Consider the following 25,605-nt stretch of genomic DNA (forward strand, 5'->3'; position numbering starts at 1 on the left):
CTTGGTCACGCCGTTTACCCCTTACCTCGCGTGCAGCAGGGGGAGGAGCAAAAAAATAGCGCCGCAATTCACCCCCTCCCCTGCGTGCAGCAGGGGAGGGCTGGGGTGGGGTAAAGCCCATCATGCGAAGCATGAGCGTTACCCCCTCCCAACCCCCTGCTTTGCAGGGATAGGAGCGAAGGCGCTCAGCCGGTCACCGACGCGTTACCGTTTTCCAAATGCCCGGTATAACGCCGGATCCAGCTCGAATCGCCGCTAAGGGTGATAGTGAAGTCGTACCACCCTTGCGTCTGCGCCACCGCCGCGAAGTAGGTATTCACCGTCGCGCCGGCGGCGACGCTGTACGTCCATGGACCTTCGTCGGTGTAGTTATTGGCGGTGATGGTGAAGGTCACCGCTTTGCTGCCGGTATTGCTCATCGCAAAGTAGATCGCCAGCTCGCCCGAAGACGGATCGGCCGCATACGAAGAGGTAATACTGCAATTCTTGCCCGCGTCGTTTACATTGCCGGCGAAGCGGCGCAGGAAGCGGTTCGGTCCGATCACGGTGAGGTCGTACTGCCCGCTGCCGTAGCCCGTTCCGATGTTGAAGAAATCGCTGACCGAACCGTTCGCGCCATTGCTGTAGGGCTCCACGGTGTATTGCCATGGACCGCCGCTGCGATAAGCGTTGGCGTAAATGGCCAGGGGCACCGCGCGCGCCGCATACGTGCCCACGTTCTGCATTTGGATCCACACCAGGATCTGCCCATTCGAGCCGTACTGGAAGGAAGAAATATTCGCGTCCGGCTGATAGGGCAATGCGCGCGCCGCGCGCGTGCCCGGTTCCTGCTGCGGCAGGCTGTTGGGTGCGTTGCTGTCGGTGGGATTGGGCAGCGGGTCGCAGGTGAGCACGCGATTGATGGTCGAGGTTGCCGCCGGCAGATTGCCCGGCATGCCATACACCGGCGATGCGAAGTTGAACGCGCCGGTGAGGTCGCCGCTCACCTGGCGGCGCCACGCGCTGATCGCCGTACACACCGCGGGCTTGCCCAGCGCCGAGGTCCACGTTTCCAGAAACTGGATCACCGAGGTGTGATCGTAGATCTGCGAATCGACCGCACCGCCGCGCGTCCACGGCGAGCAGATGACCATCGGCACGCGAAAACCCATGCCGATCGGTTGCGTCACGCCATCGACGGTGATGAATTCGCCCGCGGTTCCGCCCGGAGGGACCGGTGGCGGCACGTGGTCGAAGAAGCCGTCGTTTTCGTCGTAGTTGAGAATCAGCACGGTGGAATTGAACGTGTCGATGTCGGTGGCGAGCGCCTGCAGGATCAGGTTGACGAAGTATTCGGCGTTCTCCGGCGGTGCATCGGGGTGTTCGGAGTAATCCTGGCTGGCCACGATCCAGCTCACTTGCGGCAGCGTGCCGTTCTGCACGTCGTTCTGGATCGCCAGCGCGATATCGACGGGCGTGGAGTTGTCGGTGTCGGGCACCGAGGCCATGCCTTGCTGGTACAAGGTGCTGGAGGTGGATGCGTCGGCAAATTGCGTGAAATACGCCAGCGCGTTGTCGCCGAAATTGTCGGAGGCGTTTTGGTACACCTTCCAGCTCACGCCAGCTGCCTGCAATGATTCGGCATACGTTTCCCAGGTTAGGCCCGATTCCGAGCCGCCATCGTAGGCCGGGCCGCCATGGTCGCCGGACGGATCGATCATGCCGCCCCACAAATACGTGCGGTTGGGGCCGGTGGCGCTCAAGATCGCGCTGAAGTAGTGATCGCAGATGGTGTACGCGTCGGCGAGCGCGTAGTGATAAGGAATGTCCTGCCGGGTGAGGTAGCCGAGCGTACGTACGCTGCCCTTGGCGGCCACCCACGAATCCATCTTGCCGTTGTTCCACGCCGCATGTTGCGTGGACCATGAATGATCGAGGCTGCCGTCGCATTGGGTGAGCACTTCGCTGCTCTGGCCCACGGCCGGCGAGGTGGTGTCGAAGGCCCAGGGATATTGCCGCGACGATCCGTTGGGCTGGTCGAACACCGAATAGCCGCCCGACAGGGTTATCCCTGCGCGATCGGCAAAACCGCGCACGCCCTGCAGCGAACCGAAGTAATGATCGAAGCTGCGGTTTTCCTGCATCAGGATCACCACGTGCTTGATGTCCGCGATCGTTCCCGTGCTGGCGGCGGTGGCCGCTTTCGCCGTTTTCAGCACGCCGCCCACGGTGTAACTGGTTACGCCCAGCGCGGCGGCCTTGGCCGAGAGCGCGAGAAACTTTCGACGACTGAGCTCAATCATTTCGACACCCATCGCTATGTTCGTTGGCGCGACGATAGGGACCGGGTGTGCTGCTTTTATGACGCTCAGACGGCTACGCGCGCGACCTGTCTAGGCGCAATCGTCAAGGCCCGGTGAAAGTGACGAACAGAACGCGAATGCGGGAACATCGCAAGCGTGCACGCTTGGCAACGCGCTATCCGTTGCACACGCTATGCGAAAAAAACCCCCTGGCGGGATCGCCGCCAGGGGGATTGTTGCGGGCATCGACGCGACAATTACGGCGCGTTGACGAATTTCTTCCAAGCGGTCAGCAAGTTGTAGGCGTTGACCGAACCCAGGCCATTGGCAAAATTCCAGCCGGCCTGCGCCGCGTAGGCGGCGGTCTTGGTGTTATAGGTGGAGGTGCTGGTGGAGGTCAGGCCGATCTGCGTCGGGCCATAGAACCCCTCGAAGTTCTGGATCGTGCCGTAGAAGTAGCAATCGGGCGTGCTTTCGCCAAATTCCTCCACCACGACGCACTGCGTGGAATTGCCGCCGTCGGTGATGTTGTGGAACACGCACTTGCCGGTGCCCTTGGTGCCGTTGTCGGCATCGCAGCCGGCGAGCGTGGACGGCGCCGAACCGGTAGCACCGCCGTACTCGTTGCGAGCCAGCTCATACAACGTCGGTGCCGCGTTGCCCTGGTTGGGCGACAGTCCCGCGTTGGCCAGGCCCTGGTCGATCAGCGCCTGGATGCCCGCGAACATCGGCGAGGACAGCGAGGTACCGCCTTCCAGGATCACCGGCGTGGTGAAGTCGGGCGCGCACGGATACGAATCGGTGCACAGGATCACCCACGAATAACCGCCATAGGAACCGGCGAACAGCGAGACGTCGGGCAGGTCGCGCGACTGGTCCTTGGCCGCGCCATGCACGATGCGCTGCCACGAGGGCTTGATATCGACCGACGAGGGACCGCCGCTGCCGCTTTCGGATGTCGCGTAGTAGCCATAGGGATCGTAGATCAACGCGTTCTTGCAGAATTTAAGTGCAGCAGCGTTGATCAAGTCCTTCGCCGCACGCGTGTTGCCGCAGGATTCGTTCCAGGTGATTTCCGGCACATACGACAGCGCCGAGCCGTATTGCGCATTCAACGTGCTGCTGAAGTACTTTTTGGTGGTGCCATCGAGCACGTCGGCCGTATCCGAACCGCCCACGCCCGTATCGTTGGGCGAGGTCGCGAACGAATTGGCGTCGATCGCCGGCACGCCGTTGATGATGGAACCGTTGAAGCTTGGGTTGGAACCGGAATCGCCCGTGGATACAAACACCGAGATGCCTTCGGCGTCGGCCTGCGCCCACATGATGTCGATGGCGCTCTTGCTGGCCGAATCGGTAAAGCCCTCGCCGTAGCCGTAGCTCGCGCTGATGATGTTCGGACGCGACGCGCCATTGATCAGGTTATCCGCCGCGGTGTACACGCCGCCGAAGAAGTTGGTGCTGCCCGCATCGTTGCAGGTCGCCACCCAAATGTTTGCGCCGGGTGCCATGGCCGTGGACCACTCCGAGTCGAGCACGGTTTCGATGCTCTCGCTGGCATCTTCGCCGCCCGGGTCGGTGCAATTGCCGGTGGAGGGCGACAATTGCGGCTGGAACTGCTGGTAAGTGCCGCCGTAGCTGCCCAGGTTGAACTGCTGCACGAAGTTGTTCCAGTCGGCGCTGACCATGCCATAGTCTTCGACTACCGCGATGGTGATGCCCTTGCCGGTGATGCCGGCGCCATAGAGCGCGGAGGTGTTGTAGATCACGTTCATGTCGTAGGGCACGAAACCGCGCGAGCCGCCGACAAACGGAACCGCCTGCGGCGTCGGCGCGGCGCCCTTCGTCGCGGCTGCCGACTGCTGCAGCTTGAAGCGCTGCGAGGACGCATTGAACTGGCCGATTTGCGGCTGCTTATGCAACGGCTGCGGATGCAGGTCGTTGAGGCCCGCCACGCCCGTCACCACGCTGCGCAGCGCGGTCGGAACGCTGATGTCGCCGCTATTGGCGATGTGGCTGACGTGGTTGATCAGGTAACGGTTTTCCTGCGTGTGGAACGCGGTGCGCACCTGGCCCGCCGTGCCGCTGAAGTCGATCTGCATCTTGTTCGGATACACCCCGTGTACGGTGAAACCCTGCGACACCAGCCACGCCGTCACCGCGGCGATGTCGGAATCGGCCACGCCGAAGGTCGCGCCGAACTCTTCCGGCGTCACCCACTGGTGGAATTTGGACGAGGAAGGATCGTGCTGCGCGGCGATCAGCGCCTCCAGTGCCGACTGGCGCGTCGCACTGCGCTGCAATACCAGCAGCATATGGTTCATCGGCGTGGAATCGGCCACGGCGTTGGTCGGCGTCATGCTGTCCAGGAAGGACAGGTGGCTGTTGCTCAGCGCCGATACGACCCGATTATCGACAGCCTGGGTGACGCGCGGCGCCTCGGTGGTGTTGAGGCCGGCGAGCGCCGGATTGGATGAAGCAGCCAAAGCGATCGACGGCAGCGCCGCAACCGCTGCGGCGATCGATACGCCTATCATCACATGCTCGGTTTTCACGTTTTTTCTCCCTGAAAAGGTCAATGAAAAAAGCGAGTCCCCCTGTGATGGATATGCCAACTCAAATTTCAGTCGTCGAACGGGTACCTCCCTGGTACTTAAGGATCGTCACGCCAGAAAAACCAGCCGACCGCCATGCGGGCCCGACGCAGCGCCGCAGGCCAAGATCGTACTGGTTGCTAGATATCTCCCACTGCAACCCGGCGTGATGCCGGGGGCCACGATGGTGCTACCAGTGCAATGGCATCGTCCAGTGCTTTGGAAAATTTAGATGTTGCATTTGATTTACACATCACGCAATCAGCTGAACAAGCCATTGGCATGGCCGATGAGACGATCCTCAGGTTGCGTGTCTCCATCGAAGGCGCGACCCAATTTTCATCTGATGCTTACAATCGGCGCACACTTTGGACGTCCAAGCCCAAAACCGATGTGCCAAAAAATCATGTGGCTGAATCGGCGGCGATCCGCTGATTTGGGCGCAGCGCCTAGCACTGGCATAGCGCGATGTCGGTGGCCTTGAGCAGGTCCGGCAGGCCGGCCTACCGTGGGCGATTCCGGTTCAGCCCAGGCCGCGCCAGCGTGCAACCAGGCCCACCGAGGCGATCAATGCGTGCGAGAGCATACGCAGGTCCGCCGGCATATGCCGGCGGCGCACGTCGAGCAGCAACGCGGCGCGCATCTGGTCGCTGCGGTTCCACACTTCGTGCGGATAGGTGTCGTCCCAAAGCAGTTGTTCGCCGCTGCCGATGCGATGCTCCTGATCGTTCAAGGCCAACACCGCGGCGGGGCGGCCCTCCTCGTCCAGCGGCACCGACAGGCCCAACTGATAGCGCAGCACACCGCGAAACGGGCCGCGGTGACGCGGGATGTGTTTATGCGGTGCGAGGAAAGACAGCGATGCGGACAGCACGTCGGGCGAGGAGGACACCAGCTGTCCCAGCGTGGGGCACAGCGCCATGTTCCTGTCCACGTCGGTGCCGTAGACCTTCAGTATGCACAGGCGCCAATCCTTGCCATCGTTGGCGGAGATTTCCGCCTGCGCGGGCATGATCTCGTGGAAGCGCGGTATGGATTGCATGCGTGCGGCCAGCACCAACGCCTCGTCGCGAATGCGCTCCCACGCGGCGACGAAGCGCGCGGCATCCGGAAAGTACGTATCGGCATCCAGTACCGGCGGGGTATCGATGCGCGCATCGTAAATGCGCCGCATGGCGTTGACCGACAAGTCGTACCACAGGCTCATGCTCGGTTGCGCCTAGTCAAGGAGTGATCCGCAGAAGTGCTACGTCCTTGCAAACCAGTGTAGCTCGCGCGCCGGCCGAGCCGCATCGGCCGCGGGCCACGGCATGAAGTTTCGGAAGGGCGCGCGGCCGGCGCGAAAAAGCCCGCCTGCAAATACCCTTGCCGCACGCCAGCAGGCCGCCGCGGCCGTAAAAGATTGCGCCAGCCGTCTGCCGCCTAAACGGGTAGCGACGCGGATATCGCGCAATCTGTGACCGCCATCGCGCTTGGCTCATCAAGCGGCCGCAGTGCGTGCCGATAACCGCGTGCCGGAGGTATCCGGGACGACAGAGCGAGCCGTCATGAATGTCGATAAGTTCAAGCAAGAGCACGTGGACCTGCTCAGCGCCATCGCGCAGTTGCGCCAATCCGTGCAGTTGGGCGTGCAGGAGCATGCCGAGGCGATCTGCAGGCAGCTGCTTGCCATGGCCGGCAGCATCAAGTTGCACCTGGCGGCGGAAGATCGGGTGCTCTATCCGGCGCTGGCCCAGGCTGACGATCCGTTTGTCGCGCACGTGGGCCGGCGTTTCCAGCAAGACATGGGCGGCATCGCCGAGGCGTTCGCGGCGTTCATCGCACGCTGGAACCTGCCGGCCAAGATCGCCGCCGATCCCGCCGGCTTCAAGGAAGATGCCAACGCCATCTTCAAGGCCCTGCACGCGCGCGTACAGCGCGAAAACCGCGACCTCTATCCGTTGGCCGAAATGATCTGACGCCAGGGCCAGGTTCTAGTCACCGTGCATGCGCACGGCATTCAGGACGCGGCGATCCTGACGCAGTTGCGTCCCGCGTGCTTGGCCTCGTACAAGGCCTTGTCCGCACGGCGCCGCGCGCCGGACATGTCCGCCTCGTCACCGTGCGCCAGTGCCGCGCCGATCGACACGGTCAGCGCGTAGCTTTGTCCTTCGATGGAGAACGCCGTGCGTTCGATCGCCGTGCGGATGCGCTCGGCCAGCGCCAGCAGATCGGCGCGCTGCACTGCCGGCGACAGCACCAGGAATTCCTCGCCGCCCACGCGCCCGACCATGTCACCGGCGCGCAGCATGCGGCGGATGTTGGTGACCAGCTCCAGCAGCACGCGGTCACCGTCGTCGTGGCCGAAGCGATCGTTGATGCTCTTGAAGTGGTCGGCATCGATCAGCAGCACGCCGATCGACTCATGCCGCGCGCGTGCGCGCGCCAGCAGCGTTTCGGAGGCTTCCAGCAGGCCCAGGCGGTTGTTGACGCCGGTGAGCGGATCGATGCGCGCCAGGTCGAACAGTTCGCGCTGCAGGATCTCGTTGTACAGCAACAGGAAACCCACGCTGGCCAGCAGCGGCTGCACGCCGTACAGCAGCACGTAGAAGCTGTTGATCGGCGAGGGCGCGGTGATGCTCTGCAAGGGCGTTGCCAGCGCCCACAGCGACACGTTGCGCCACACCAGCAGCGCGATAGCCAGCACGTACGCCCACATCAGCACGCACTGCGCGCGCGTCTCGCGCTTGCCGCAGCCGCCCCACAGTGCGGCGATGTTCAGCCCGTTGGTGCATAGCAGGATGGTCGAGCCCCACAACACCCGTTCGGGGTAACTGGGATGGATCACGCTAAGCCAGGCCACGCCGAGCCAGCCCACCACCCCCACCGCCAGCGAGGTGCGCCACAGCAGCGGGCGCTGCAGCACCATGCGCAAGGCGATCACCGTCAGTACCTGGGCCAGCAGGTTGAGCCCGTTGCCCAACAGCAGCACCACCAGCGGCGACACATGCACGTCCACCGCCAGCACGAAATCGCCGCAAGCTTCGGCCACCATCGCGGCCGCGCGCAGGCGCAGGCCGTTCAACGCGTAACGGCAGCCATCGTGGGCGCCGTACCAAAGCATCAGTGCAAGCACCAGGGCCTGGCCGCCATTGATCAGCGCTAAGGTTTCGACATTGAGCTGCATCGTGGGATTCCGGAGATCGGCCAGCGGCCAAGCACACGTTCGCGCCCAGCCGGCCGCACCCTCGCGGGCGCAGTCAATGCCGGTCGGAACGAACGGCCGTCAGCATGATCTCCTCTCCTCTCCTTCGCTATCGATGAGCACCCGCAGTATGACTGGCTGAACGGGATTGACCCGGGATGAGGCAAGGAGCGTGCCGAACACCCGCGTGCGGACGGTGCGGTGTCGCGGGATGCGTGCGGATAGACGTCTGAATCGTTCTAAATGGCGTCACCGCCGCTGGGTCCTGAATGAAGCTGTCGCAAGCCTGTCGCACAGAGGCACATGCGGGCGTTCATAGGCAGCTTTTTTGCGTGCCTTACAGCGCAAAGCGTCACTTTTCAGGCGCGGCGGCGCCCTCCGCGACGGCTTGTCGGAACCTTCCCACAAGTTAAACAAGGCCTAGATAGAGACCTGCTTGCCGATATCCACCACCTGGCTGGCAGGAATGTGCAGGTAATCGGTCACGCGCGCGCAGTTGCGCAACATCAGCGTGAAAAGCACGCGGATCCAGCGCGGAATGGGGTGGCCGTCGGTGCGCGCGACGATCTTTTCCATGCCGATGAAATAGGTGAGCTTGGTCGGATCGATGGGGCAGCCGTGGGTGGCGATCTGCAGCATCAGCGCCGGCATGTCCGGGCGTTCCATGAAGCCGTAGGTCGCCGTCACCGCCCAGAAATTGGGACCCACTTCGGCTAGCGTCAGGCGGTCCCGGTCGGCTACCCAGGGCCTGGGAGCGATGTCCAGCGTCACCGCCAGCACGCGTTTTTGCAGCGCCATGCTGTGGCGCACGTACCACAGCATCACCGGCGGCGCGGAAGCCCGCGCGCGGGTAAGAAACACCGCCGTACCCGGCACGCGCGCCACGCCGGTCTGCAGCAGTTCGTCCAGGAACGCATCCACCGGCATCGGATCCTCGGCCGAACGCGCGGCGATCGCCACCACGCCGCGATGCCATACATACATCACCAGATACACCGCCGTCGCCAACAGCAACGGCACATAGCCGCCCTCAAGCAGCTTCATCATGTTGGAGGCGAAGAACGAGGCATCCACCAGAAAGAACAAACCCGCCACCGCCGCCGCCGCGGCAAACGGCCATTTCCACACCTCGCGCATCGCGATAAACAGCAGCGCGGTCGTCATCAGCATGGTGGCGGACACCGCGATGCCGTAGGCGCCGGCCAGGTTGTCCGATTTGCCAAAGCCCAGCGCCAGGCCGATGGTGACCAGCATCAGCAGCCAGTTCACCGCGCCGACGTAGATTTGGCCGTAGCCCTGCGCGGAGGTCTGCGACACTTTCAGGCGCGGCATCCAGCCCAGTTGGATCGCTTGCCGCGTCATCGAGAACGCGCCGGTGATGATCGACTGGCTGGCGATGATGGTGGCGATGGTCGACAGGATGATCAGCGGCAGCGTCAGCGGCGCCGGGCACAGGCGATAGAAAATGTTGCCCTCCATCGGCGCGCCCGCCAGCACGATCGCGCCCTGGCCCGCGTAATTGAGCACCAGGCTGGGGAACACCAGCGCCGACCACGCCAGCTTGATCGGGCCGGCGCCGAAGTGGCCCATGTCCGCATACAACGCCTCGGCGCCGGTCACGCACAGAAACACGCCGCCCAGCACCAGGAAGCCGCCCCCGCCGCTATGGAACAGATAGTGCAGCCCGTAATACGGATTGAGCGCCCACAGGATCGCCGGATGCTTGACGATACCCCAGATACCAAGCAGCGCCATGGTAAGAAACCACAGCGCCATGATCGGGCCGAACGCGCGGCCGATTTTCGCCGTGCCGGCGGGCTGGAAGGCAAACAGCGCCAGCAGGATCAGCACCGCCAGTGGCAGCACATAATGCTGCAGCGACGGGGCGACGATGTTGAGCCCTTCCAGCGCCGACAACACCGAGATCGCCGGCGTAATCGCGCCGTCGCCGTAAATCAGCGCCGCGCCGAACAGGCCCGTGGCCACGATCAGCGGCCGCTTGTTGCGCTTGACGCCCAGCAACGCCATCAGCGCCAGGATGCCGCCCTCGCCGTCATTGTCGATGCGCATGGCAAAGCCCGCGTACTTGACGGTGGTGACCATGATCAAGGTCCAGACCAGCAGCGAAATCACGCCGTAGATGGTCTGCGCATTATCGCCGCCGGTCACGTCCAGCACGGTCTTGAACGTATACAACGGGCTGGTGCCGATATCGCCGAACACCACCCCCAGGCACCCGACGCCCGCGAAAAGCAGTGCCGGCCGTTTCGACGCATGGGCTGCAGCTTCCGACATGGCAAACCTGTCCGGTGGCAAAGCTGACCGGCAGTCTACCCACCCAACGTGACACTGGCGACAAACGCCTTTGATAAAGTGATGCTTCCATGCCCCGGCAAGGGCGCCGGGACAGAGTGGCGGGCAGCAGACATTGACGATTTTCTGCTGCACTGTGCGTTCAAGACAGCGAGAGGTAAGGAGAAAGCACCATGGCCAAGGCCAACAAAGCCGGCAAGAACGACAAAGCCAAGACACGCCGCGAAGCGCCGCTGAAAACCCCCACCGCACTGGGCGAACCCGCGCAACGCGACATCTCCGCCGGGCTCAATGCCCTGCTCGCGGACATCTTCGCGTTGTACCTGAAAACCAAGAACTTTCATTGGCATATGAGCGGCCCGCATTTCCGGGACTACCACCTGCTGCTGGACGAGCAGGCGGACGAGCTCTTCGCCATCACCGATCCCGCCGCCGAGCGCGTGCGCAAGCTTGGCGGCACCACGCTACGTTCGATCGGCCATATCGCCAAACAGCAGCGCATTGCCGACAACGACGCCGGCTTCGTCACGCCCGCCGACATGCTGGCGGAACTGCGCGAGGACAACGCGCGTTTGGCCGCCTATATGCGCGAAACGCACGCGCTGTGCGACGAATACAACGACGTGGCCACCGCGAGCCTGCTGGAAAACTGGATCGACGAGGCCGAACGGCGCGTATGGTTCCTGTTCGAAACCGGGCGCTAACGTAGAGAACCGGGAGAGCCGCGCTGGCGGCCCTCCCGGCTCCGCGCGTTCTGCGCCTGCCGTGCCGCACCGAAGGATGCGCCGAAACCGGCGCAATCTGCGCCCATCTCACCCTGTAAGCAGGCACAAGGGTAAATTGCCCGGCGTTTGCCTCAACTTCGACCGGTCGCGGTCCGCGCCCGCGCCTACCATCGGCGGTCCATCCATCACGGAGCGATGCCTTGAACCGCCGAGACCTGCTCAAGCACGCACTGATCGCCACCTCCGCCCTCGTTCTCAATCCCCTGGCGAGCTTTGCCGCCGGCACCGATGACACGCAACAGCGGCTGACCGCCCTGGAACGCAAGCACGGCGGCCGACTGGGCGTGGCGGTATGGGATACGGGCAACGGACGCCGCATCGGCCATCGCGCCGACGAACGCTTCATGATGTGCAGTACCTTCAAGCTGTTGCTCGCCGCCGCCACGCTGGCGCGCGTGGACCGTGGCGCGGAACGGCTGGATCGCCGCCTGGTTTTCCAGCAAAGCGACGTGCTTTCCTATGCGCCGGTCACCCGCCTTCACGTCGGTGCGCCAGGCATGACCATCGCGGACCTGTGCAAGGCCGCCGTCAGTCTCAGCGACAACACCGCCGCCAACGTATTGCTGGCGAACCTGGGCGGCCCGTCCGCCGTCACCGCGTTTGCGCGGCAGCTCGGCGACCGCATCACGCAGCTGGATCGCAACGAGCCGGCCCTTAATTATCCCGCGCTCGATCATGTCAGCGACACCACCACTGCGGCATCGATGCTGCACAACCTGCACACACTGGTGTTGGGCGATGCGCTGAGCGTCGCCTCGCGCACGCTGCTCACCCAATGGCTGCGCGACACCACCACCGGCCTGACGCGCCTGCGCGCCGGCCTGCCCGCGGGATGGATGGCCGGCGACAAGACCGGCAGCGCCGGTGATGCCACCAATGACGTCGTCATCATTTGGCCGCCCAAACGCAAGCCGCTGCTGGTGTCGGCCTATTACGCGGCGGCGACGCTGGACGATGACGCGCGCAGCGCGGTGCTCGCCGACGTGGGGCGCATCGTCGCGGCGATGTAGTGCTGAAAAGCCGGGCGCGCGCCGCTGCTGCGATGCAACCGCGCGCCATGCACAGCGGCGAGCGGTAACTCAGTCGATTTCCAGCTTGTAGCCCACGCCGTAGATCGAGCGGATCGGCTCCTGCCCGGGCACCGCCTGTTCCAGCTTGCGGCGCAGGTTCTTCACGTGGCTGTCGACCGTGCGATCGGTCACCACGCGATGATCCATGTACAGGTTGTCCAGCAGGCGATCGCGCGAAAACACGCGTCCAGGCGCGGCGGCCAGCGTTTTCAGCAAACGGAATTCCACCGGCGTGAGATCCAGTGCCACGCCATGGAACACGGCGCTGTGGGTCTCCTCGTTGATGCGCAGCGAAGAATGATGCTGCCCCGCCGCCACGCGCGCGCGGCGCAGGATCGCCTTGATCCGCGCCACCACTTCGCGCGGGCTGAACGGCTTGCAGATGTAATCGTCGGCGCCCAACTCCAGCCCGAGCAGGCGGTCGATCTCCTCCACACGCGCGGTGAGCATGATGATCGGCACGTCGCTGAAGCCGCGCAGTTCGCGACAAATGTCCAGGCCATCGCGGCCGGGCAGCATCAAGTCCAGCAGGATCAGGTCCGGTTGCCCGGCCGTCGCCGCCGGCACCGCCTCGCGGCCGTCGGCCACCCACTGCCAGGCGTAGCCGGCGGCCTGCAGATAATCGCCCACCAGCGCGGCGAGCTTGGGTTCGTCTTCCACCAGCAGAATGCGCGCCAAGGGCGCGGGCGTGCTGTTCATCTCATGTGCTCCCTGCCGGCAGATGGATCGTCAACCACAAGCCGCCCAGCGGCGACGCCTTGGCCTGCATGCTGCCGCCATGCGCATCGACGATCGCGCGGCAGATCGCCAGGCCCAGCCCCGCGCCGCCGCTGGCGCGATTGCGCGACGCTTCCACGCGATAGAAACGATCGAACAGACGCGGCAGGCTTCTGTCGTCCACGCCCGGTGCGGAGTCCATCAACTCGACGGTTACGCCATCGCCGGCCGCGACGCAGGCAATACGCAACTGGCCGCCCGCATCGGTGTAGCGCACGCTGTTTTCAATCAGGTTGTTGAACACCTGCTGCAGGCGGCCCTCGTCGGCGAGTATGGTCATCGGTGCGGCGGGCAGGCGCAGATCGAGCGCCAGGTGGGCCTTGCGCAAGCGCTCCTGGAAGGTTTCCACCACCGACTCCAGCAACCTGCCCACGTCAACGTCGACCTTGCGATACGTCATCGTGCCGAGATCGGCGAGCGAAAGCTGATACAGATCGTCGATCAACTTGCTGAGCGTACCCACTTCGGCCTGCAGCGAGTGGATCGCCGCGGCATCGAGCTGGCGCACGCCGTCTTCCAGCGCCTCCAGCTCGCCGCGAATGATCGCCAGCGGCGTGCGCAACTCATGCGACACGTCGGCGACAAATTCGCGGCGCATGGTTTCGTTGCGTTCCAGCGTCAGCGCCAGCTTGTTGAAATCGTGCGCGAGCTGACCCAATTCGTCATGCGCACGCGTGACCACGCGCGAGGCGTAATCGCCCCTGGCCAGCGCATGCGTGGCCTTGGCGATGCGGTGCACGGGATTCAACAACGTGCGGGCCAGCCAGATCGCCAGCAAGCCGGCCAGCAGCAGCGCCTGCATGCCGACCATCCAGGTGGCGCGGTACTGCCCGGCCTGGAAACGCAGGTCGCCCGCCTCGGTCACCTGCCGGAACGACAACATGGTCAGGATCCCCACGGTGCGGCCGTTGACCACGATGTTGCGCTTGAGCGCATGCGGCCCGCTCGCCGCGTGCGGATTGCCGAACAGATACTTGCCTTGCGCATCGAGCAGGGTGAAACGCAGGTCCGCGCCGGTCAGGTCGGAGATCGAATACGTCGATGCCGGCTGCGTGCCCGGCGGCGGCTGGCCGGGAGGCGACTGTCCGGGCGCGCCCGGCGGCGGCCCCTTGCCAAGGTCCGGCGGCGGCTGGTTGGAAAAATCCGGTGGCGGCTGCCCGAGATTGCCCGGCGGCGGCATCGGCGGCGGGCCGAACGATGGTTGGCGGCCGCTGCCGGCCCCGGGCGCACTGGGCGGCCCGAAAGGCCGCATCATTTCGAACCAGGGCCCCGGCGTCTGCTGCAGGAAATTCCAGTTGCCATGTTCGCGATAAGCCGTAGTGAGCGAGGCCGCGACGCTGTCCATGCGCGCGCTTTCCTGTTCGCTGAGGTAGCCGAAAAAGCCACGGTCGAAACTCCAGCGCGCGGCAACGCCCATCGCCAGCACGGCGAATACCGCGACGGCGAGCATGGCAATGAACAACTTGGCGGTGAGGCCGAGACGCATGGAGGCTGGTGCATGTGGGTGCCCAGGCGCCATTAGCGCCCGATTGTCCGCATGGTTTCAAGCGAAAGCGTGTGATTCCACGAAATCTCCCAATTTCCTGCACAGTGTTGCGCGATGGTGGCCCCAAGCCGCATCCGCGGCGCGGCCGGGCAAGCAACCATGGTTTCGAGCAAGAGCAAGGCGGCCATCGAGTTTCTGCACTTCCTGGCCGACATATCCGATCCCAATACCGGCGACATTTCCGCGCTGAAACTCGCCGCGTGGCTGGGCATGACCGAAGAGGCATTGCTCAAGCGCTGGATGCAGCGCGGCCCGCATTCAGGCTGGCGCAGCTTCGCCGATGAGGTGATCGGCGTGCTCGATGCCGCCCAATCGCAAGGCGCCAGCCTGGACTGCGCGATCGACTGGTACCGCAACACACCGATCGCACAGTGCGGTTTGCGCACGCCCGACCAGATCGTCGTGGCCGGCGAAGCGCCCTGGCTGGTGCGCCAACTGGACGTGTGGAACGTGTGGGTGCGCCCCGGCGCCACGCCGCGCCTGCACGATCGACGCTGACGTCTGGCCATCTTTTCGCATTCCCCGCGCGGGAGGCGCACGGAACCCTCGGGAAACCGCGTTCTTGCCGACGGACCGGCCGCGAAGAACGCGACGCTTCCCTTTTTGTATCGCCTCGGTCGCTTCGCTGGATGCGGCGCTGATGCAGCCACACACCACATCCGCGCGCACGTACCTGGCGTGCGCCACGGTGGGAGATGACGCGCCATGCAGAAGATGTTCAAAGATGATGTCCATGTCGAATACGCACTCGCCCTGCTGCATATCCTTGAGCAGCAGGGCATTACGCGCGAGCGTGCGCTGCTGGGTACCGGTATCGACGCCGCGCAACTGGAAGACGGCGGGCGCCTTACCACCCATCAGGACGCCACGTTGCTCACCCACGCGGTGCGCCTGACCAACGATCCGGGCATCGGCTACCAAGTCGGGCTGCACAGCACGCTGACCTGGCACGGCCTGCTCGGCTTTGGCCTGATGAGCTGCGCCACGTTGCGCGACGCGCTGGAGCTGTGGTCGGAATTCCTGGACCTGCGCACCACCACGTTCAACCTGCGCCTGCAACACTGCGGCGATTACGCCGAACTGCAAGTGCACGACCTGGCACCCAAGGCGCCGATGCGCTCGTGCGCGGTCGATCGCCTGCTGACGATGACCACGCGCCTCTGCGAGCAGCTCACGCAGCAGCCGCTGCCGGAAATGGAAATCTGGTACCGCAACAGCGAACCGCTGCACTTTTTCCGCTATCGCAAGCGCCTTGTCACCACGCGCTTCGGCACGGGCCTGTGCCAGATCCGCTTTGCCGCCAGCGAGCTGGACCTGCCGCTGGTGCACGCCAACGCATCCACTTATCGACATATCAAGCTGCAGTGCGAGCGCGAACGCGCGCGGCTGCGCCGCTCGGACGACCTGGTGGTGCGCGTGTCCGACCTGCTGCAACGCTACGAGGGCCAGGGCTATCCCGGCATCGAGGACGCCGCGCGCACGCTATGCATGTCCAGCCGCACGCTCAAGCGCAAACTGCAGCGGCTAGGCCTTAATTTCCGCGGCCTGGTGGACGAGGCGCGCAAAGACGCGGTGCTGCGCGACGTACTCAATCCCGTGCTGCGCATGGATGAAATCGCCGCGCGGCGCGGCTATGCGGACCCAGCCAACCTGACCCGCGCGTTCCGTCGCTGGACCGGCGAATCGCCGAGCAAGTATCGCGCGCGGCTGCTTTCCACCGGCAGCTGATCGCCGCTGTCCGTACCCCTCGATATCCAGGCAAGGCTTTAGCGCAAAAGCCGGCGAAAAAAAGGCCACCGTTTCCGGTGGCCTTTGCCGTAGGGGGATATGCAATCCCGCGAATGTCCCGATTTCTTCTGGCGAGCAGTCCCGCTCGGCCGCGCTCGGGCTCAGAAGTCGTACTCGGCGTTCAACTGCAGATAGCGCGGCGTCTGGTAGCCGGTGGCGGTGAGGTAGGTGGTGTTGGTGAACAGCGACGCACCGTCGTTGGCATTCTGCGCTTCGTTCACGGTCAGCACGGTGTGCTTGTTGAACACGTTGAACACCGTGGCGCGCAGGGTCAGCCCCTTGAACCACTTGGGATGATACGAACCGCTCAGGTCCAGCTGCCACAGCGTCGGCGTCGTGCCGGCCGCGCCGCGCGTCACGTAGGTGCCTACGCCATCGATGTAGCAATACAGGTACGGCGAGCCGCCGGTGGAGCCGTAGCCGTTGATGCTCGAATCGATCGGCGCATCGCCGTAGCAGTTTTCCGGACGTCCGGTCTGGCCGATCAGGTTGGCACCGAGCTGCCATTCGTCGTTGATGCGCCAGGCACCGTAGGCTTTCAGCGTGTGGCGATGGTCGTTGGTCTGGTTGCCGTTGTTGCCGATCATCAACTCCGGATAGTCGAACAGCTCGCTGGTGCCGGTATCGGCCTGGCCGATGTTGGAATCCACCAGGCCCTCGGTGTTGCCGTAGGAGCGCGCCAGCGTGTAGGAGATATTGAGGTAGAACGTGTTGTTGAAGTTGCGCTCGGCGGTCAGTTCCAACGCGTAATAGTTGCGCTTGTAGTCGGGTTCGCCGATGTCCTTGCCGCTCAGCACCACTTTGTACAGCTTGCTCGGGTTGTTCGGATCCAGCGGCAGATACAACGTGGCGCCGTCGCCCGGATTGTTGATGAAACAGCCGTTGAGCGTGGAGGCTACCGCGTCGCCATTGTTCAGCGCGGGGGTGAGCGAGGTAGTCGAGTAATCGAAACCGTAGACGGAGTCGGCGTACTTGGCGATGGGGCGGAAATCGCATTCGTCGTCCAGGCCCGTAAGCACGTGGCGCACGATACCCTTGATGCCCAACGTCCAGTCGTTCCATTGCTGCTGGGCGCCGAGAATGAATTCACGCTGCTTGAAGGGCTTCAGGTCCGAGGGCGCATACGAGGACGCAGCCGGCGCCACGCCGCTTTCGGCGTTGGCGTATTGGAGCGGCGACAGCGCAGTCAGGCCTTCGGGTGCGCCGGTGGTCGGGTTCACGCTGGTATAGCTGAAGGCCTGGTAGCTGTAGACCGACGCGGCGGCGCCGCGAATGGCCACGCCGGCATCGATCGGCAACGAATAATCGCCCGCGCTGCCGTAGATCTTCAGCGAAGAATCGCCGTGCACGTCCCAGGCGAAGCCCATGCGCGGCTGCAGATTGTGATCTTGCCGCACGAAGGTTTCGCCCAGCGCGTTCTTGTTGTTGAACTGGTCGTTGCGCAGGCCGATGCGGGCGAGGAAGTCATCGGTGATGTGCCAGTTGTCCTGGATATACGCGGCACGCTGGGTGACGCTGACCTTGGCGCCGGTGTTGTACACCACCTTCTCGACGTAGTTTTCGTCGGCCTCGCCGTTGGAGGTCGAGCTGTCGGGCAGGTATTCCCACAACGCGCCACCCTCGTAGGCCTGGCCGTAGGAGGAGGTGGTGACGTCGCGCGTCCAGCCGCCCGTGATGTCGTGGTCGCCCAGTTTCCATTCCAGGTCCAGGCGCAGCGACTTGCGCGTGTCCTCGCTGTTGTACGCCGTCAACATGCTGCCGGGCACGAAATTGCAGTGCGTGTAGGGCGAAAGCGTGCCGGCCAGCACCGGGTTGCGATCGTCGACAATCACCGGGCAGCCGGACGCTTCATTGCTGATCGAGCCGTCGTAGCTTTCCACCGTGCCGTCCGCGGCGGTGGCGGTGTTGTAGCGCTTGTTGTGGTTTTCGCCGTATTGCGCGGTCAGCGTCAGGTCGTCGGTGATGTAGCTGGTGTACTTGAGGATGTTGTTCTGGCCGCCGTACTTGGTGTTCACCACGCCCTGGTAATTGTAGTGATAGGGCGTATTGTCGGCGGTGAAGCCGGAGTAATAGACGTCCGTATTGTAGTGGCGGGTGTCGTTGAAGCCGGTGTATTCAAGGATGTTGCTGTCGTTGATGTTCCAGTCCATCTTCAGCAACCAGTACGGATCTTTCTCGGTCTGCTGCTGATAGCCGCCGCTGCCAGCCTCGGTGATCGGGTTGTAGTAATCCGAATCGGTCTTGGTCTGGCTGACCAGGGCGAAGATGAACAGCTTGTCCTTGATCAGCGGGCCGCCGAGCCAGGCATTCCAGCGCGAAGTGAAGTCGATCGGATTCCAGCTGCCATTGTTGCCGATGGTCGCGTTCTTGTTGCCGCGCGCAGAATAGGACATGTTGCCGTTGTTCAAATAGACGTCCGGCTCGCTGGCCATGGTCTGGGTGGGGTTCCAGGTGACGTCCACGCCGCCTTTCCACTCGTTGGTGCCGCGCTTGGTGGTAACCGACACCACGCCGCCGGTGGCGTTGCCGTACTCGGCGCCGTAGCCGCCGTCCTGCACCGATTCCTGGTCGATCGCCTCGAACGGTACCTGCGAAAAGCTCAACGAATCGAACTGGTTGGTGACGTTGAAACCGTTGACGTAATACGCATTCTCCGCCACCGACGAACCGCCGAACGACACCAGGTTGCCGAACGCCGAATCGCCCTTCACCGCACCGGGCGTCAGCAACGCGACCGCCGAGACGTTCTTGGCGATGGGCAGCGACTTGATCTGGTCGGCGGTGAGCACCGTGCTGGTTTGCACCGACGACACATCGATGGCCGGAAGGCTGTCCGCCGACACGGTGATGGTGTTGAGATTCTTTGCCGATGCCGTGGCCGCAGTGGCCAGGTTGACGTTGCTGCCCTGGCCGGCCAGCACGGTGACTTCCTGGCTGGCGGACTTGCCGACCTCGGCAAGATTCACCCGATACTTGCCCGGCAGCAGCGAGTTGAACTGATAACGCCCGTCCTGGCCTACCGTGACCGTGCGCACCGCGCCGTTGCCTTCGTTGGTGGCCGATACTTGCGCGCCCGGATCGGCCGTGCCGTAGATCGAACCGGATGTGCTCTGCGCAAACAGCGCACTGCTGCCCATGCCGCAAGCAAGTGTGACGGCCAACGCCATCTGTTTATATCGAAGATTTTTATAGTCAGCGCGACGCTGCATAGCTACCTCTCCCCACGATGTGCCGATAGAAGACCGCGCCGGGCAAGCCCAGCGGAAAGTCGTTGGTGTGAACGCGAACATTTTTTTCACAGTAGCGCGTGCGCAGCGATGCAACGCTTCGTGCACGCGCTTTGGCCCGCGATCACAAAATCATGGCCCTGCTGGACAAGCCAAGCGCGCTACACATGTCACGCAAGCACGTCTGCTTGCACGGCAAAGCCGCGCAGGCACGCGTATCGCGAGAAAAAAGAAAGCTCCGATAGCCGGGGATGGACTATCGGAGCTTCAACGACCGCGCATGCCGAGGGAGGGTGTGTGCGGCACGGTCGCCGGTGACGCTGGGAGTCTGTCACCCGTGCATCGCCCCACAGCGATGCGATACTTAGTGCACCTCACCGCGCGATAAGTTCGCGCACAGCGAGCGCGTAGCGTGCGCATGGCCCCAACTGCCAGATAACTGGCCCGCGCCGACAATCATCGAGAGGCGCGCATCGCCCAATCGACGCCCATACGCCGCGTACTTGGCTTGTATCCCGGCAAGGCGGGTGAAGGCGTGCGGGCTCGTCCCAACCCCGGCGTTGCCTGCCGCACACCGTGGACGCGGCGCAAAAAAAGGCCCGGCGCGACCGCGAATCGCGCCGGGCCCCCATGTCATATGCAGTGCCTCCGAGGGGAGAGATCAGCTTGCGTCGATGACAATGGCCTCACCAGCCGGCGCGCCGAACGATGGCGGACGATCCGCGAGCGCAGCGCCGAACTGCATATTGGGTGTATCGGACATATGGAACTCCAGCGTGCCGCCCGCCACCAACTGGGCATGGCTGATCCAGCTCTTGCTCCACGGCTGCCCGTTCCACGTGACGGACTGGATGTACGGGCGATCCGCGCCATTGTTGACGGTGCGGATCGTCAGCTTGCGGCCGCCGGCAAGGTCGATCTCAGCCTTGTCCAGCAACGGACTGCCAAACACATAATGGGTGCTGACGGGGTCTACCGAATAAAGCCCCAGCGCGCTCATGATGTACCACGCGCTCATCTGGCCGCAGTCTTCATTGCCGGCAAGGCCATCGGGTTCGGGCGGATACATGCTTACCGTCAGCATGCGCACGCGTGCCTGCGTCTTGTAGTGCGCGCCCGTGTACGCATACAGATATGCCATGTGATGGCCGGGCTCGTTGCCGTGCGAGTATTGACCAACCATCCCGGCGATATCCGGCGGCGCATCCGGCGGCAGCTTCGAGCTGGTGGTAAACAGTTCGTCCAGCTTGCGCTCGAATATGTCGGGGCCGCCAAACAGGCCCATGTACGCGTACAGGTCGTGCTGGTTGAGGAAAGTGGCTTCCCACGAATTGGATTCGGTGAAATCGCGCCACTGCTTGGAATGGCCCATGCCGCGAGGATCGAACGGCTCCAGCCACTGGCCATCGACCCCGCGCGGGCGCACGAAATTCATTTTCGTGTCGAACACGTTGCGATAATTGCGCGAACGCTCGCGTAGTTGCTTGCCAAGCTCCTTCTCGCCGGCCGCATCGGCAAGATGCGCGACCGCCCAATCGTCATAGCAATATTCCAGCGTCTTGCTGACCGCTTCCCATTCCTTGTCGGCGGGAACGTAGCCGAGCTTGCGGTAGTAGGGCAGGCCACGATAATCGTCATCCATCGCACGCTTGCGATAGATCGGCCACGCCTTGTCGTAATCGATGCCGGTGAAGCCCTTGGCCTGCGCCTCGGCAATCAGCACCACCGAGTGATAACCGATCATGCAGCCCGTTTCCACGCCCTGCAGCGGCCATACCGGCGGACCCTCGGGGCTTTCGGCCGCCATGCGCACCAGGCAATTGACCAGATCCGGCACGCGCTCGGATTGATACAGCGTCAGCAGCGGCGCCTGCGCGCGGTAGATATCCCACAGCGAATAGGTGCTGTAGTTGTTCTGGCCCTGCGGCAGTTGGTGGATCTTCAGATCCATGCCGCGATAACGCCCATCGACGTCGCTGAACAGCGTGGGCGCCAGCATGGTGTGATAAAGCGAGGTGTAGAACACGCGCACGTCGCGCTGCGAAGCCGTTTCCACGTGAATGCGGCTGAGTTCGCTCTCCCATGCCTCGGTGGCCGCGTGCAGCGCCTGCTCGAAGTCCCACGCGGGCACTTCCGTCTCGAGATTGCGCAGCGCGCCTTCGATATCCACGCCGGAAATACCCACCTTCACCAGCACCGGCTCGCGCGCCACATCGTCGATGTGCAGCGCGGCTTTCAAATGCGTGCCCTTGATTTCGCCCGTGCCGCTGGGCGCGGCCACGTCTTGCGAATACAGGGTCGCCTGCGAGAACGGCCGCGACACCTTCATCGCGAAATGGATGTAGCGCCCATCGGCCCACTGATGCACGCGCCGGCTGCCCACCAGCGTGTCGTTGCCAATCAGTTTCAGCTGCGCATCGGTGACCTTGCACGGCTCTTTGAAGCTGTCGTGAAAGCCGTGCGCGAAATCGACCAGCAGATGGCCGTTGCCGGTGCCGTGGAACGTGTAGCGATGCAGGCCTGCGCGCAACGTCGCGGTCAATTCGGCCTGGATGTCGTGATCGGTCAGGTGCACGGCGTAATAGCCGGGACGTGCGCGCTCGGACGTAAAGCGCGAACGATAGCCGCGCCCCGGATGAGCCTTGCTATGCGCGGTCAACTGCGGGCCCGCGCCCGCCGCACCATCGAACTGCGAGTGGTAATTCACATCCGGCAAGCCACGATCGCCCGGCTGCAGCAACACTTCGCCTTGTGCCGGCATCACCAGCACGTCCAGCATGTCCGCCGCGCCCGTGCCGCTCAAATGCGTATGCGAAAAACCCATGATCGAGCCGTCGGCCTGGTGGTAACCGGACGATCCATCCCAGCCCGCATCATTGGTGTCGGGACTCAGCTGCACCATGCCGAACGGCATCGACGCACCCGGATACGTGTGACCGTGCCCGCCGGTGCCGATGAACACATCCACATAGCGCGACAAGCCGCTTGCCTGCGTGGACGCATTCGCCACGCGCCGCACCTTGCTGGTGCCATCGGCCAGTTTCGCCAACGCGGGCAAGGGACCGCCGAGCGCGGCAAGCGCCCCCATACCCTGCAGGAACTGCCGACGTGACACCATGCTGTTTCTCCCAAAAAACCTATTGCTTGTCGTGGCGAAGGCTGAAAGCGCCGGTAGCGCGCGGGACAGCCATCCCAAGCACCCACCATACCCATCAACCGGCAGCGGGCGAATGCCCCAAGGGGCCGCCGCCCATCCAACCACTGTAGACGAAAAATTTGTCACGATCCAAATTTTTCTTCGTCAGGCATAACTTACTGATATAAATCGATTTATCGTCATTTATGACGCAACGCACAATGGGATGAAAGCACGGCGGCCGCCGGTGCAAGGCCACTCCATCTCGCTCGGCCACTAGAGCGCCTGGAGAAACGCCTTCAAGTCTTCTCTTTCTTCAACCGTAAGCTGCAGCGGACGCCCGGCCTCAAGGCTGCGGTAATACACCTCGCGGTCGATGGCGTCGTCCAGGGTGGCGACGCTGCCGTCGTGCATGTACGGCGCGGTGTGGGAAACATTGCGCAGGGACGGTGTGCGAAACAGGCCGATGTCGGCGGGGTCTTGCGTGACGTTGAAGCGGCCCAGTTGCGATTCGTCCGCGTGCGTGGCCACGCGATTGCCGATATCCGCGCCTTGCAGCGAACGTTCAATCACCGCCTGCGTGAGCGCGGGAAGATGCTGATTGATGGCATCCAGCCCCACGCCCGTGCGGTGATAGGCATGATCGGTAAGCATCGGCGGCGTGCCCTTCAATAGATGGCACTCCGCGCAACGCGCTTTGCCTTTGAACAATGCCAGGCCAAGCATCGCGCGCGGGTTCAGCGCCGATGCGTCAGCAAGCAAGGCGTAGCGGTCGTAGGGGCTTTCGGGCGCCTTCAGTGACCGCACGTAATCCACCAGCGCGTTAGCGATGTGATCGGTGGTGATGGCTTGCGGCGCATCCGGATAGGCCTGCGCGAAGGCACGGCCGTATGGCGGCTCCTGCTGCACCCGCCGCAACAATTGCGCCTGGTCGCGCAACCCCATCTCCACGGGATTGGTCAGCGGATCGAGCACGGCCTTATCCAGGGCATAGCGGCGGCCATCCCAGAAAAAGGATGTTTCATGTGCCGCCTCGACCGACGGCAAACTCGGCGTATTGCGCGTGCCGCTATGTCCATACACACCGATAGCGACGCTGCGTCCATCGGTGTAATCCTTGTCGGGGATGTGGCACGAGGCGCAACGGATCGTGCCATCCGCGCTTAAATGCGGATCATTGAAAAGCTGCTTACCCAAAGCGATTCGTCGCGCATCCAATATCTGTGCACTGGCGTCCCCCTTTGCGCGATTCGCGGCAGTAATCACAAGGCCAGCCAGCGCCACACCTGACAGGACGACAAGCCCCATCAGGCGATACGAGCGCGAGCGAAACAAAGCCGGCACTTGCCTCAACCGTTACATCGGCACGAAGCGCACCGTCGCCCCACTGGGTTTAAGCGCGGCCACGTCGGCCGCCTGTTCGGCCGCATCGCTCACCACCATCACCACCATGCCGCGCATCGCATTCGGTTTGATCTGTTTGGACACATCCGTGATGAACGCCGTGGTTTGCTTGGCATCCGGACCGCCCAGGATCAACATGCCACCGGGCATCAGGATCGGCCCGATGCTGTGCACGACCGAATCGGTTTCATTCTGTCGGCGATTATTGGCCGCCACGCTGTCGCCGCCCGGAATGACGTAGATATAAGGCTTCATGCCCACATCTTTGCCGTGCAGCTTGCCTTGCTGGGCGAGATAGTTGCCCCAGGTGTTTTCGTCCGCCGTTGCCGCCGGCTTGGCCGGCCCTGACGGCGCCGATGCGCTGGAAGCACCGCTTGTTGACGCCTGATGATTGCAGCCCGCTAAAGCGGCCGCGAGCGCAGCCGCACATATCACCCATCCTGACCGACTCATGTATTCCCTCATAAAAAAATCCACCCCTGACGACTGAACCCGCGTCGCGCTCAGTTGCATCCGCGTCGCCGCACCCCAGCCCATTAAAGCCGATCAGCCGCCGGTATGGCTACTCGATGCTTCTTCACGAAATCGTCACGCCGATTTGTGATGGTATACACACAAGGCGTGCTCGCGGTGCGGGTTACTGTGCAGCAACACGGGGCGTCTGATGAGGGGCTGTGTGTTTAACGTCAGGTCTGTCGTTTCCGATGGAACGGCCAAGAGGAAGTGCGTATGGAATCGCAGGGCAGCAGGCGTGCAACGCGTCGCATCCATGTGCGGCAAGCGCTGCGGCGTTGGTCTTATCGCACAAGTGCATTAAGTCTCTTCGCATGGGTGCTGGTTTTTTGCGCAAGCGTGGGGCTTGACGGTGCGCATGCGCAGACCACCTACGTGCACGATGCCGATGGACGCGTCGTAGCAGTTACCCAAAGCACGGGCACCACGCAACAGTACACCTACGACACCCTGGGTCATCCGGCTCAAGTCACGGCGCCCATTTCGTCGAATCAGTTGGCGATCTTCGCGTTCATGCCGACCCACGGTATCGCCGGCACGGAGGTCACCCTTCAGGGTCAGGGCTTCAGCAGCAATGCGGCGAGCGATACGGTGAGCTTCAACGGCGCGACGGCGACCGTGCTTTCCGCCTCTTCGACCCAATTGGTGGTCAGCGTTCCGGGCGGTGCGACCACCGGTCCGATCAGCGTGACCGTGGGCGGTCAGACCGCCACAAGCGCGCAATCCTTCGTCATGGATACGGGGGATGCGCCGACCATTACCGCCGTAACCCCCGTGGTCGCCGTCGGCGGAACCGTGACAGTGTCGGGTACGAACCTCGCCCCGTTCGCAGCCGACACCACCGTGCAGATGGCCGGCCTGAACATGACGGGGATATCGTCATTGAGCAATACACAACTGCAGTACCTCGTGCCGAGTAACGCGATAAGCGGCCATGTGGCGGTGCAAACCTTGTATGGCAGCGCCACCAGTGCAACGCCCGTGGC

18 protein-coding genes are annotated in these 25,605 nt (G+C 63.5%); 7 read left to right on the top strand and 11 right to left on the bottom strand.

Annotated elements, in window-relative coordinates:
* Positions 1-185 precede the first annotated feature (185 nt).
* Both VME63_RS09255 and VME63_RS09260 read right to left on the bottom strand, forming a co-directional pair.
* A complete protein-coding gene (locus VME63_RS09255) occupies positions 186-2,282 on the bottom strand; it encodes a phosphocholine-specific phospholipase C (RefSeq protein ID WP_325432538.1) in 2,097 nt (698 codons plus the stop codon).
* 257 nt (positions 2,283-2,539) lie between these two features.
* On the bottom strand, positions 2,540-4,837 hold the full coding sequence (locus VME63_RS09260) for a S53 family peptidase (protein ID WP_325432540.1): 2,298 nt from the start codon (positions 4,835-4,837) through the stop codon (positions 2,540-2,542).
* A 240-nt stretch (positions 4,838-5,077) separates the two neighbouring features.
* On the opposite strand from VME63_RS09260, the gene VME63_RS09265 reads away from it, so the two are divergent.
* Positions 5,078-5,311: a hypothetical protein gene (locus VME63_RS09265; RefSeq protein ID WP_325432542.1), complete on the top strand. Its 234-nt coding sequence runs from the start codon at positions 5,078-5,080 to the stop codon at positions 5,309-5,311.
* A gap of 88 nt (positions 5,312-5,399) precedes the next feature.
* Here VME63_RS09265 and VME63_RS09270 read toward each other — a convergent pair whose 3' ends face one another.
* Positions 5,400-6,083 (bottom strand): aspartyl/asparaginyl beta-hydroxylase domain-containing protein, encoded by a 684-nt coding sequence (locus VME63_RS09270; protein ID WP_325432544.1) that lies wholly within the window; start codon positions 6,081-6,083, stop codon positions 5,400-5,402.
* Positions 6,084-6,423: 340 nt separating this feature from the next.
* Here VME63_RS09270 and VME63_RS09275 point away from each other — a divergent pair, with 340 nt between their 5' ends.
* On the top strand, positions 6,424-6,834 hold the full coding sequence (locus VME63_RS09275) for a hemerythrin domain-containing protein (RefSeq protein WP_325432546.1): 411 nt from the start codon (positions 6,424-6,426) through the stop codon (positions 6,832-6,834).
* A 41-nt stretch (positions 6,835-6,875) separates the two neighbouring features.
* Here VME63_RS09275 and VME63_RS09280 read toward each other — a convergent pair whose 3' ends face one another.
* Entirely contained in the window at positions 6,876-8,042 is a 1,167-nt protein-coding gene (locus VME63_RS09280; RefSeq protein WP_325432548.1) for a GGDEF domain-containing protein, read from the bottom strand.
* Positions 8,043-8,480: 438 nt separating this feature from the next.
* A complete protein-coding gene (locus VME63_RS09285) occupies positions 8,481-10,355 on the bottom strand; it encodes a KUP/HAK/KT family potassium transporter (RefSeq protein ID WP_325432550.1) in 1,875 nt (624 codons plus the stop codon).
* A gap of 191 nt (positions 10,356-10,546) precedes the next feature.
* On the opposite strand from VME63_RS09285, the gene VME63_RS09290 reads away from it, so the two are divergent.
* Both VME63_RS09290 and bla read left to right on the top strand, forming a co-directional pair.
* Positions 10,547-11,077 (top strand): DNA starvation/stationary phase protection protein, encoded by a 531-nt coding sequence (locus VME63_RS09290; RefSeq protein ID WP_325432552.1) that lies wholly within the window; start codon positions 10,547-10,549, stop codon positions 11,075-11,077.
* A 221-nt stretch (positions 11,078-11,298) separates the two neighbouring features.
* Positions 11,299-12,168, top strand: coding sequence for a class A beta-lactamase (bla, locus tag VME63_RS09295; protein ID WP_325432554.1), 870 nt, complete (start codon positions 11,299-11,301; stop codon positions 12,166-12,168).
* 69 nt (positions 12,169-12,237) lie between these two features.
* Here the strand turns inward: bla and VME63_RS09300 are convergent, their stop codons facing one another.
* Complete coding sequence (locus VME63_RS09300; protein WP_325432556.1) at positions 12,238-12,927, bottom strand: response regulator; 690 nt, start codon at positions 12,925-12,927, stop codon at positions 12,238-12,240.
* 1 nt (position 12,928) lies between these two features.
* On the bottom strand, positions 12,929-14,491 hold the full coding sequence (gene baeS / locus VME63_RS09305; protein ID WP_325432558.1) for a sensor histidine kinase efflux regulator BaeS: 1,563 nt from the start codon (positions 14,489-14,491) through the stop codon (positions 12,929-12,931).
* Positions 14,492-14,650: 159 nt separating this feature from the next.
* Between baeS and VME63_RS09310 the strand changes: the two genes are divergently transcribed.
* Positions 14,651-15,049, top strand: a complete 399-nt coding sequence (locus tag VME63_RS09310; protein WP_325432560.1) for a hypothetical protein — start codon at positions 14,651-14,653, stop codon at positions 15,047-15,049.
* Positions 15,050-15,256: 207 nt separating this feature from the next.
* The gene (locus VME63_RS09315) at positions 15,257-16,279 is read left to right on the top strand and encodes an AraC family transcriptional regulator (RefSeq protein WP_325432562.1); all 1,023 of its coding nucleotides are present in this window, start codon (positions 15,257-15,259) and stop codon (positions 16,277-16,279) included.
* A 161-nt stretch (positions 16,280-16,440) separates the two neighbouring features.
* On the opposite strand, the gene VME63_RS09320 is transcribed toward VME63_RS09315, so the two are convergent.
* From VME63_RS09320 to VME63_RS09335, 4 genes are all read right to left on the bottom strand, one after another.
* Entirely contained in the window at positions 16,441-19,506 is a 3,066-nt protein-coding gene (locus tag VME63_RS09320; protein ID WP_325432564.1) for a TonB-dependent receptor, read from the bottom strand.
* A 721-nt stretch (positions 19,507-20,227) separates the two neighbouring features.
* Complete coding sequence (locus VME63_RS09325; protein ID WP_325432566.1) at positions 20,228-22,684, bottom strand: GH92 family glycosyl hydrolase; 2,457 nt, start codon at positions 22,682-22,684, stop codon at positions 20,228-20,230.
* A 294-nt stretch (positions 22,685-22,978) separates the two neighbouring features.
* Positions 22,979-23,899 (bottom strand): cytochrome-c peroxidase, encoded by a 921-nt coding sequence (locus tag VME63_RS09330; RefSeq protein WP_325432568.1) that lies wholly within the window; start codon positions 23,897-23,899, stop codon positions 22,979-22,981.
* Positions 23,900-24,058: 159 nt separating this feature from the next.
* Positions 24,059-24,559 carry a hypothetical protein gene (locus tag VME63_RS09335; RefSeq protein ID WP_325432570.1) on the bottom strand — a complete coding sequence of 167 codons (501 nt, stop codon included), beginning with the start codon at positions 24,557-24,559 and terminating at the stop codon, positions 24,059-24,061.
* A gap of 435 nt (positions 24,560-24,994) precedes the next feature.
* Between VME63_RS09335 and VME63_RS09340 the strand changes: the two genes are divergently transcribed.
* On the top strand, positions 24,995-25,605 hold a 611-nt coding region (locus VME63_RS09340; RefSeq protein WP_325432572.1), incomplete at its 3' end, for an IPT/TIG domain-containing protein.

The organism is Dyella sp. (assembly GCF_035503745.1).
GTDB lineage: Bacteria > Pseudomonadota > Gammaproteobacteria > Xanthomonadales > Rhodanobacteraceae > Dyella_B.

Bases quoted from the DNA above. Each gene is read 5' to 3' on its own strand.
- VME63_RS09255 (WP_325432538.1), bottom strand. From the start codon at position 2,282: ATGATTGAGCTCAGTCGTCGAAAGTTTCTCGCGCTCTCGGCCAAGGCC.
- VME63_RS09265 (WP_325432542.1), top strand. From the start codon at position 5,078: ATGGCATCGTCCAGTGCTTTGGAAAATTTAGATGTTGCATTTGATTTA.
- VME63_RS09270 (WP_325432544.1), bottom strand. From the start codon at position 6,083: ATGAGCCTGTGGTACGACTTGTCGGTCAACGCCATGCGGCGCATTTAC.
- VME63_RS09275 (WP_325432546.1), top strand. From the start codon at position 6,424: ATGAATGTCGATAAGTTCAAGCAAGAGCACGTGGACCTGCTCAGCGCC.
- VME63_RS09280 (WP_325432548.1), bottom strand. From the start codon at position 8,042: ATGCAGCTCAATGTCGAAACCTTAGCGCTGATCAATGGCGGCCAGGCC.
- VME63_RS09285 (WP_325432550.1), bottom strand. From the start codon at position 10,355: ATGTCGGAAGCTGCAGCCCATGCGTCGAAACGGCCGGCACTGCTTTTC.
- VME63_RS09290 (WP_325432552.1), top strand. From the start codon at position 10,547: ATGGCCAAGGCCAACAAAGCCGGCAAGAACGACAAAGCCAAGACACGC.
- VME63_RS09300 (WP_325432556.1), bottom strand. From the start codon at position 12,927: ATGAACAGCACGCCCGCGCCCTTGGCGCGCATTCTGCTGGTGGAAGAC.
- baeS (WP_325432558.1), bottom strand. From the start codon at position 14,491: ATGCGTCTCGGCCTCACCGCCAAGTTGTTCATTGCCATGCTCGCCGTC.
- VME63_RS09310 (WP_325432560.1), top strand. From the start codon at position 14,651: ATGGTTTCGAGCAAGAGCAAGGCGGCCATCGAGTTTCTGCACTTCCTG.
- VME63_RS09315 (WP_325432562.1), top strand. From the start codon at position 15,257: ATGCAGAAGATGTTCAAAGATGATGTCCATGTCGAATACGCACTCGCC.
- VME63_RS09320 (WP_325432564.1), bottom strand. From the start codon at position 19,506: ATGGCGTTGGCCGTCACACTTGCTTGCGGCATGGGCAGCAGTGCGCTG.
- VME63_RS09325 (WP_325432566.1), bottom strand. From the start codon at position 22,684: ATGGTGTCACGTCGGCAGTTCCTGCAGGGTATGGGGGCGCTTGCCGCG.
- VME63_RS09335 (WP_325432570.1), bottom strand. From the start codon at position 24,559: ATGAGTCGGTCAGGATGGGTGATATGTGCGGCTGCGCTCGCGGCCGCT.